The following is a 9,409-nucleotide window of genomic DNA, read 5'->3' on the forward strand; positions in this document are numbered from 1 at the left end:
GGATCGAACATGGCGCGGTTCGCTGCGGCGCTGGCGGCCTGCATCGCCGGGACCACGCTGCCCGACCTGGATTTCACGTTGTTCCTGGCGCATCGCAGCGCTTTGACGCACAGCGCCCTGCCCGCCCTGGCGCTGTTCGCGTGGCGACCGACACGGGGTCTCGCGCCTGCGGTCGCCATGGGCATCGGCTTTCACCTCGCCGCCGATTGCTTCCCCAATGCAATGCGCGGCTATGCCACGGTCAAGCTGCCGCTGTTCGGATCAATCGGCGCGGATGCGTCCTATTGGTGGCTTGGCGCACAGGCGCTTGCCGCTTTCGCGATCGGCATCGCGCGGCGCGACCCTTGGCTGCCGCGCGGCTGGCACGCTGCGACACTGGCGGGTTACGCCGCGACCGGCGCTGCCTATCTCTTCGTCACCGATGGCGGGTGGCCGGTGCTTACCTTCCTTGCCGCGACCGGCTGGCTGGCGGTGCGTCGGCGCAAGGCCGCGCGCACCGCCTGATCCATCATTCCGCCGCGACGAACTCCGGCGCGGTGCGATCGTCGATCGGCACTTCCAGCCGGTCGATCATCTCGCGCGGGACGACTTGCCAGAAATGGCCGCGCACCCGGTCCCAGTCGTCGATCAATCCGCGCGACCATTTACTGTCGGTCGCATCGGCATGGGCCGAAACCAGGTCGCGCAGCACCGTTTCCCAATGCACCGACGACAGGCGGTTCCACGTCAGGCTCTCACCATTGGCGCGGTCGGCGAAACGGTTGTCAGGGTCATAGATGAACGCCATGCCGCCGGTCATGCCCGCACCGAAATTGGTGCCGACATCGCCCAGCACGACGGCGATACCACCCGTCATATATTCGCAGCCATTGGCGCCGCAGCCCTCGACCACGACCTTTGCGCCCGAATTGCGGACGGCGAAGCGCTCACCCGCCTGCCCCGCGGCGAACAACTCGCCCGATGTCGCGCCATACAGCACGGTGTTGCCGATGATCGTGTTCTTGTGGCTGGCCAGCGGCGACGACACCATCGGTCGCACGACGATGTGCCCGCCCGACAAACCCTTGCCCACATAATCATTGGCGTCGCCGAACACTTCCAGCGTCACCCCCTTGCACAGGAACGCGCCCAGCGACTGGCCCGCACTGCCGCGCAGCCGAACATGGACGTGGCCGTCGGCCAGCTTGGACATGCCGAACCGGCGCGTCAGCTCGCTCGACAATCGCGTGCCGACCGCGCGGTGAGTGTTCCGCACCGAATAGGTGAGTTGCATCTTCTCCCCGCGCGCGAACACCGGCGCTGCGTCCTTGATCATCTGTGCGTCGAGGCTGTCGGGCACGTCGTTGCGGAAGGTGTTCAGGCTGAACCGGCGCTCCGCATCGCTGGCATCGACCTTGGCCAGAATGGGGTTCAGGTCCAGATCGTCCAGATGCTCGGCCCCGCGGCTGACCTGACGCAGCAATTCGGTGCGGCCGATCACTTCGTCCAGGCTGGTGCAGCCCAGCCGCGCCAGGATCTCGCGCACTTCCTCCGCGATGAAGGTCATCAGGTTGATGACCTTCTCTGGCGTGCCGACGAACTTCTGGCGCAGCTTTTCGTCCTGAGTGCACACGCCGACCGGGCAAGTATTGGAATGGCACTGGCGCACCATGATGCAGCCCATCGCCACCAGCGACAGCGTGCCGATGCCGAACTCCTCAGCACCCAGAATGGCGGCGATAACGATATCGCGCCCGGTTTTCAGGCCGCCATCCGTCCTCAGCTTCACGCGCCCGCGCAGGCCGTTCAGCGTCAGTGTCTGATTGACTTCCGACAGGCCCATTTCCCACGGCGTCCCGGCATATTTGATGCTGGTCTGCGGGGATGCGCCGGTGCCGCCGACATGGCCGGACACCAGGATGACATCGGCATGGGCCTTGGCCACGCCCGCCGCGACAGTGCCGATCCCCGCCGAGCTGACGAGCTTGACGCACACCCGCGCGCGCGGATTGATCTGCTTCAGATCGTAGATGAGCTGCGCCAGATCCTCGATCGAATAGATGTCGTGGTGCGGCGGCGGGCTGATGAGCGTGACACCCGGCGTCGAATGACGCAGCCGCGCGATGAACTCCGTCACCTTGAAACCGGGCAATTGCCCGCCCTCGCCCGGCTTTGCGCCCTGTGCGACCTTGATCTCGATCTCGTCACAGGCGTTCAGATATTCCGCCGTCACGCCGAACCGGCCTGACGCCACCTGCTTGATGACCGAATTGGCGTTGTCGCCATTTTCATAAGGGGTGTAGCGGACCTTGTCCTCGCCCCCCTCGCCCGACACCGCCTTTGCGCCGATGCGGTTCATGGCGATCGCAAGCGTCTCATGCGCTTCGGGGCTGAGCGCGCCCAGCGACATGCCCGGCGTGATGAAGCGCTTGCGGATCTCGGTGATCGCCTCGACCTGATCGATACCCACACCCTCACGCGGGAAATTGAACTCCAGCAGGTCGCGCAGGTAAACCGGCGGCAGGTCGCGCACGCCGCGCGCGAATTGCAGATAGGTCGAATAGCTGTCGGTCGAAACCGACGTTTGAAGCAGGTGCATCAGTTGCGCCGAATAGGCGTGCGTCTCACCCGAATGGCGCTGACGATAAAAGCCGCCGATCGGCAACGTCGTCACCGCCGCATCGAACGCCGCCGCGTGGCGGTCGCTGGCATTGACATAGAGGGAGGCGTAGCCCTCCCCTGAAATCTTGGCGGGCATCCCCGGAAACAGGTCCGCGACCAGCGCGCGCGACAGGCCCACCGCCTCGAAATTATAGCCGCCGCGATAGCTGGAGATCACCGCGATCCCCATCTTCGACATGATCTTGAGCAGCCCCTCGTCGATCGCCTTGCGATAACGCTTGAGGCAATCGCCCAGCGACAGGTCGCCAAACAGCCCGCGCCCCTGCCGGTCGGCAATCGCCGCTTCGGACAGATAGGCATTCACGGTCGTCGCGCCCACGCCGATCAGCACCGCGAAATAATGGGTGTCCAGACATTCGGCGGTGCGGACATTGACGCTGGCATAGGAACGCAGGCCCCGGCGGACCAGATGCGTATGCACCGCCGCCGCCGCCAGCACGCCGGGGATCGCGACCCGGTCCTCGTCCACCCGCTCGTCGGTCAGGAATAATTCGGTCCGCCCCTCTCGCACCGCCTGCTCGGCCTGTGCGCGAAGCTGGGTGATGGCGGCGCGAAGCCCCTCCTGCCCGCTGCCCGCGGCGAACGTGGTGTCGAGTTCCGCGGCCTGATCGCCGAAATAGGTCTTGAGCCGCGCCCATTCGCTGCCCACCAGCACCGGCGATTCGAGCACCAGCACCCGGCCCTTGGCACCTTCCACATCCAGAATGTTCGCCAGATTGCCGAAGCGCGTCTTCAGGCTCATCACATGGCGTTCGCGTAAAGGGTCGATCGGCGGATTCGTCACCTGACTGAAGTTCTGCCGGAAGAACTGACTGATAAGGCGCGGTTTGTCGCTGATGACCGCCAGCGGCGTGTCGTCGCCCATCGATCCGATCGCTTCCTTGGCCGTTTCGACCATGGGCGCCAGGATCAGTTCCATATCCTCCAGCGTCTGCCCCGCCGCAACCTGTCGCCGCGCGAGTTCGGCCCGGTCGAACGCGACCGGCGCGACATCGACAGCGGGCAGATCATCGACCGACAGATAGCTGCCGATCATCCCGGCATAATCATGCTCGCCCGCGATCCGGTCCTTGATCTCCCGGTCATGGAACAGCCGCCCTTCGTCCAGGTCGACCGCGATCATCTCACCCGGTCCCAGCCGACCCTTCTCGATCACGCTGGTCTCGGGCACCATCACCATGCCCGTCTCGGACCCGACGATCAGCAGCCCGTCGGCGGTGTGCGTATAGCGCAGCGGACGCAGCGCATTGCGGTCCAGCCCGGCAACCACCCAGCGGCCATCGGTCATCGCCAGCGCGGCCGGCCCGTCCCACGGTTCCATGACGCTGGCGAGATAGGTGTACATCGCCTGGTGCGCGGGCGGCATGTCGGCGCGGCCCTGCCATGCCTCCGGCACCAGCATCAGCTTGGCGGTCGGCGCATCGCGGCCCGCGCGACAGATCGCCTCGAACGTCGCGTCCAGCGCCGCCGTGTCCGACGCGCCGGCCGGAATCACCGGCTTGATATCCTCCGAATGCTCGCCGAACGCGATGCTGGCCATCTTGATCTCGTGGCTGAGCATCCAGTTCTTGTTACCGCGGATCGTGTTGATCTCGCCATTATGCGCCAGGCACCGGAACGGCTGCGCCAGCCACCATTGCGGAAAGGTGTTGGTCGAATAGCGCTGATGAAAAATGGCGACCCGGCTCTCGAACCGCTCGTCATTCAGGTCAGGGTAGAATTCGCTCAGGCTCTCGGCAAGGAACAGCCCCTTGTAGATGATCGACCGGCACGACAGGCTGCAGATATAAAAGCCCGTGATCTGCGCGGCGACGATCGCCTTTTCGATCCGGCGACGGACCAGATACAGCGTCTTTTCGAACTCGGCCTCGTCCTGCTCTTCGGGCCGCGGGCCGGCGATCATGATCTGCTCGATTTCCGGCCGGGTCGCCTGCGCCTTTTGGCCGATGACCGACACGTCGACGGGCACCTGCCGCCAGCCATAGATGGTGTAGCCGGCATTGATGACTTCGGACTCGACGATCGTGCGGCATGTCTCCTGCGCGCCCAGATCGGTGCGCGGCAGGAACACCATGCCCACCGCCAGCCGGTTGGGCAGCGCACGGTGGCCGCTGGCCATCACCGCATCGTCAAAAAAACGGTGCGGCAGGTCGACATGAATGCCGGCACCATCACCGGTCTTGCCATCGGCATCGACCGCGCCGCGGTGCCAGACGGCCTTCAGCGCGTCGATCGCCGACTGCACGACGCGGCGTGAAGGCTTGCCATCGGTCGCGGCGACCAGGCCCACGCCGCAAGCGTCGCCTTCGAACTCGGGGCGATACATGCCTTCGGTGGCCAGGCGGATACGTTCGGATTCGAGTGTCATGGCGCGTAGCCCTTGGCATGAAGATTGGAAACGAGGGTATCACGGATGCCCCGCAACTGCGGGACTGCGGCAAGGGCATCCGTCACACGCTCAAGCTGTTCGGTGGGACTGACCGGATATTCATGCGCCAACCGGTTCCGCAGGCGCACCAGCGCAGACCATTGATCCGCACTGTCGAGCAGCCCGTATTTTTCCATGCGGTTGGCGATATCACGCGCGGTCATGGTCGACAGGTCAATCTGCTCGGCCAGCAGATAGGTCCGAAACATCCGCGCGAGGATATCCTGTGCCTGCTCGACCGCCTTCAACAGCGCACGCGCGCCGGTGCCGCGCAGATCATCCAGCCCCGCAAAAGCCGCCGCAGTGTCCGGCAACGGTCCCATGATCCGTGCCGCGCTGTCGGCACCGTGCAGCACCGAATCCAGCGCGGTCGACAGCTTGCGTAGAATCGCGACTTCCGGCGTCACAGAATGATCCCGTCGCGATAGGCGATCTGCTCGAACGGGGCAGTTAGCTGACCACGAACCGAAAAAATCTTGTCGACCCGCTGCTCATCGATCCGCGCGAACAGAAGCTGTTCGAACGTTTCAACCTCCGCATCGGTGCCACGGCCGGGATCGACCTCGAAATGCAGGTCGATGTCACCGCCTTTCCGGTCATCGTGCACACGGCTGCCGAACAGGCGGACGACCGCGGTCTGGCCGAACGCCTCGCCCGCCGCGTCCTTGATCGCCGCCACATATTCAGGCGACAGTCTCACGCCGCCACCTTCTGTGCCCTCGCCTTCGCCTTCAGCCAGGCGTGCATCCGGTCGGACACGTCGCGGCCGTCGCGGATTGCCCAGACGACCAGGCTTGCCCCGCGCACGATGTCGCCGGCGGCGAACACGCCGTCCAGGCTGGTCATCATCGACTTGTTGTCGACGCGCAGCGTGCCCCAGCGGTTTACACCCAGTTCGGGCGCGCCAAACATCGTCGGCAAATCCTCGGGGTCGAAGCCCAGCGCCTTGATGACCAGATCGGCCTCCAGCACCATTTCGTTGCCGGGGTCCGGCTCGGGCGCGCGGCGGCCGCTGGCATCGGGCGCGCCCAGCCGCATCCGGGTCACCCGCACGCCCGAAACCTGACCGTCGGCCGCCGTATCGAACGCCTCGGGCGCGGACAACCAGACGAATTCGACGCCCTCTTCCTCGGCATTGGCGACTTCGCGCTGGCTGCCGGGCATGTTGGCCCGGTCGCGACGATACAGGCATTTGACCGATTTCGCGCCCTGGCGGATGGCAGTGCGAACGCAGTCCATCGCGGTATCGCCACCGCCGACGACCACGACATCGCGCCCCGCCGCGTTCAGGCGGCCATCATCCCATTCAGGCACGCTGTCGCCAAAGCTCTTGCGGTTCGATGCGATCAGGAAATCGAGCGAATCGACAACGCCCGCCGAGCCGATGCCCGGCGCCTTGATCGCACGCGGCTTGTAGACGCCGGTGGCGATCAGGATCGCATCGTGGCGCTCGCGCAGTTCGTCCAGCGTCGCGTCGCGGCCGACCTCGAACCCTTCGTGAAACACGATTCCGCCCGCCTTCAACCGCTCGACCCGGCGCATGACGACGGGCTTTTCCAGCTTGAAACCGGGGATGCCATAGGTCAGCAGCCCGCCTGCGCGGTCATGCCGGTCATAGACATGCACGTCATATCCGGCGACGCGCAGATATTCCGCCGCGCTCAGCCCCGCCGGACCCGCGCCGACGACACCCACCGACTGGCCGCGTGCACGGCCCGGCACCAGCGGCTCGACCCAGCCTTCCTCCCACGCGGTATCGGTGATGTATTTTTCGACCGAGCCGATCGTGACCGCGCCATGCCCTGAAAATTCGATGACGCAATTGCCTTCGCACAGACGATCCTGCGGGCAGATGCGGCCACAGATTTCGGGCATGGTCGACGTGCTGTTCGACAGCTCGTAAGCCTCGCGCAGTCGGCCCTCCGCCGTCAGCCGCAGCCAGTCGGGAATATGGTTGTGCAGCGGGCAATGGACCGAACAATAAGGCACGCCGCATTGCGAACAGCGCCCCGCCTGCTCGCCGGCCTTGGGTGGCGCAAAGCGATCGGCGATCTCGCGAAAGTCCCGGTTGCGGTCATCGGCATCGCGCTTGGACGGGAAATCCTGTTCGACGTCCACGAACTTCAAGGTGGCGGTCATGGTGCGTCCTTCCTTCATGGACGCGCCTATAATTACGCCAGTGACCATTGTCACGCACAAACAGGGCAATAGGTAAGCTTCAATTACCTTTTTTTCCGCGACGCTTATTGCAACTGGTTTGCAATTTTCCTTCAGCGCGATAGTTGACCCGTTTCGGCCCTATCGGGAGAGTAACCAGATCAACGCCGCTCCGCCAACGACAATGCGATACCAGGCAAAGGGCGCAAAACCATAGCGCGACACCAGCGCAACGAACGCCTTCACCACGAACAGCGCGACAATGAACGCCATCGCGAAACCGATGGCAATCATGTTCAGGTCGTCGAGGCTCAACAGCGCGCGATCCTTCCACAGCGCATAGACCGTTGCCGCGCTCATCGTCGGCACCGCCAGGAAAAAGCTGAACTCCGCCGCCGTCTTGCGCTCGACCCCCATCAACAGCGCGCCCATGATCGTCGCGCCCGAACGGCTTACGCCCGGCAACATCGCCAGGCACTGGACCAGACCGATCGAACCGGCCGTCCGGGCGGGCATCGCCTCGACAGTTTCGAACCGGACGCGTTTCACCATCCGCTCGATCAACAGGATCGCGATCCCGCCGACGACCAGCGCGACAGCGACGACCACCGGCGTCTGCATCGCCGCGCGCACCGCGTCATAGACGATGACACCGATGACCAGCGCCGGCAGGAAACCCAGCACAATGTTGCGCGTGAACAGCCAGGCCGCGGGCTGTCGCGCGATCAATCCCGTGCCGACCGACCAGAAGCGCCGCCAGTAAACGACGATGACCGCCAGGATCGCGCCCAGCTGGATCGCGATCTTGAACGCGACCGAACTGTCGTCGTTGAACCCCAGCAGCTCGCCCGCCAGGATCAGGTGCCCGGTCGATGAGACCGGCAGAAACTCGGTCAGCCCCTCAAGCGCGCCGAGCAGGAGGACCGTCAGCAACTCGTTCATGCGTTCCCCCGCGAACCGTCCAATCGATGATGGCGTCAGGCCGGCGCCCGGTTATGCCCGAAGCGTCCCTGGCGCCGATACAGCACCATCCAGCCCGGCGCCACCGCGCCCAGCGGGGTCGGGATGATGCCCAGCCGGTCAAAACCCTGCGCCCCATCGGCGACCACATTGTCGCGCTGGAGCATCAGCCACTGGTCGCGCGTGATCGGCGCACCGGGCAGGAAGCCCATGCTGGCGATCGCCGAACCTACGGCATCGGGCAGCGGCGCGAACGTCTTGTCACGCCCCGTCGCCTGCGCGATCCAGTGGTGCAGGTCGAGCATCGTCATGACATCCGGCCCGCCCAGCTCATAAGTCTGCCCGCCATGCGCCAGCGGATCGGTCAGCGCCGCCACGACCGCACGCGCGACATCGACAACGTGCACCGGCTGGAATCTGGCATCGGGCTTCAGCACCGGGACGACGGGCAGCGGGCTGGCGATCAGGCCGGCAAAGCGATTGATGAATTGATCCTCGCGCCCGAACACCACCGACGGACGCACGATAGTGGCGCCGGACAATGCGTCGCGAACCGCCGCTTCGCCCTGCGCCTTGGTCCGGCCATAGCGCGAGGGCGATTCCGCGTCGGCGCCGATCGCCGAAATGTGAACGAACCGCCCTGCGCCGGCTGCCGCCGCCGCCTGTGCCACCAGCCGCGCACCGTCGACCTGGATGCGCTCATAATCGGTAAAGGTGCCGACCAGATTGACGACACCGTCGCTGCCATCGATCGCGCGTGCGATCGTGTCAGGACGCGTCACGTCAGCAGCGACGAACTGTGTCTGGCCCAGGCCGCCCAGCGGTTTGAGAAAAAAGGCGCGCCGCGGGTCGCGCTGAGCGATGCGAACGCGCGCGCCCGTCGCCAGCAATTCCTGCGCGACATAACGGCCCACAAAGCCGCCGCCGCCAAAGAGGGTGATGAGCTTGTCCCGCATGATGCGCCCTGTCCGTTTCCAGCCGTTGATACCGCCAATGCCCAATAGGACGCCAAACGGCAAGCCGCGCAAAACCGCCCCATGACCGCGTTCATTTTTTTGTCAAAATTGTCGTTGACAAGCCCGGCAACCCGCCACTAGAGGCACCGGCCTACCCCGTGCCCAGATGGCGGAATTGGTAGACGCACCAGCTTCAGGTGCTGGCGCTCGCAAGGGCGTGGAGGTTCGAGTCCTCTTCTGGGCACCA

The 9,409-nt window shown here is 65.0% G+C and carries 7 protein-coding genes and 1 tRNA gene; 2 read left to right on the plus strand and 6 right to left on the minus strand.

The features are described 5' to 3' along the window. A partial coding sequence (locus tag VL973_RS14110) for a hypothetical protein (protein WP_325284663.1) occupies window positions 1–504 on the plus strand: 504 nt, incomplete at its 5' end. Window positions 505–508: 4 nt separating this feature from the next. Here VL973_RS14110 and gltB read toward each other — a convergent pair. The 6 genes from gltB to VL973_RS14140 all read right to left on the minus strand — a co-directional run bounded on the left by gltB (window position 509) and on the right by VL973_RS14140 (window position 9,162). After that, window positions 509–5,029 (minus strand): glutamate synthase large subunit, encoded by a 4,521-nt coding sequence (gltB, locus tag VL973_RS14115; protein ID WP_325284664.1) that lies wholly within the window; start codon window positions 5,027–5,029, stop codon window positions 509–511. Continuing rightward, window positions 5,026–5,496 carry a HepT-like ribonuclease domain-containing protein gene (locus VL973_RS14120; protein ID WP_325284665.1) on the minus strand — a complete coding sequence of 157 codons (471 nt, stop codon included), beginning with the start codon at window positions 5,494–5,496 and terminating at the stop codon, window positions 5,026–5,028. Before VL973_RS14120 ends, gltB begins: the two co-directional genes overlap by 4 nt. After that, a complete protein-coding gene (locus VL973_RS14125) occupies window positions 5,493–5,789 on the minus strand; it encodes a hypothetical protein (protein WP_325284666.1) in 297 nt (98 codons plus the stop codon). Before VL973_RS14125 ends, VL973_RS14120 begins: the two co-directional genes overlap by 4 nt. Further along, window positions 5,786–7,228, minus strand: coding sequence for an NAD(P)-dependent oxidoreductase (locus tag VL973_RS14130; protein ID WP_325284667.1), 1,443 nt, complete (start codon window positions 7,226–7,228; stop codon window positions 5,786–5,788). Before VL973_RS14130 ends, VL973_RS14125 begins: the two co-directional genes overlap by 4 nt. Window positions 7,229–7,387: 159 nt before the next feature. Next, window positions 7,388–8,188: an undecaprenyl-diphosphate phosphatase gene (locus VL973_RS14135; RefSeq protein WP_325284668.1), complete on the minus strand. Its 801-nt coding sequence runs from the start codon at window positions 8,186–8,188 to the stop codon at window positions 7,388–7,390. Window positions 8,189–8,223: 35 nt separating this feature from the next. Beyond that, on the minus strand, window positions 8,224–9,162 hold the full coding sequence (locus tag VL973_RS14140) for a complex I NDUFA9 subunit family protein (protein ID WP_325284669.1): 939 nt from the start codon (window positions 9,160–9,162) through the stop codon (window positions 8,224–8,226). Between the two features lie 160 nt (window positions 9,163–9,322). Between VL973_RS14140 and VL973_RS14145 the strand changes: the two genes are divergently transcribed. Further along, window positions 9,323–9,409 (plus strand) — tRNA-Leu (locus VL973_RS14145).

It is taken from the genome of Sphingomonas sp., from assembly GCF_035490575.1.
GTDB lineage: Bacteria > Pseudomonadota > Alphaproteobacteria > Sphingomonadales > Sphingomonadaceae > Sphingomonas.

Bases quoted from the DNA above. Each gene is read 5' to 3' on its own strand.
- gltB (WP_325284664.1), bottom strand. From the start codon at position 5,029: ATGACACTCGAATCCGAACGTATCCGCCTGGCCACCGAAGGCATGTAT.
- VL973_RS14130 (WP_325284667.1), bottom strand. From the start codon at position 7,228: ATGACCGCCACCTTGAAGTTCGTGGACGTCGAACAGGATTTCCCGTCC.
- VL973_RS14135 (WP_325284668.1), bottom strand. From the start codon at position 8,188: ATGAACGAGTTGCTGACGGTCCTCCTGCTCGGCGCGCTTGAGGGGCTG.
- VL973_RS14140 (WP_325284669.1), bottom strand. From the start codon at position 9,162: ATGCGGGACAAGCTCATCACCCTCTTTGGCGGCGGCGGCTTTGTGGGC.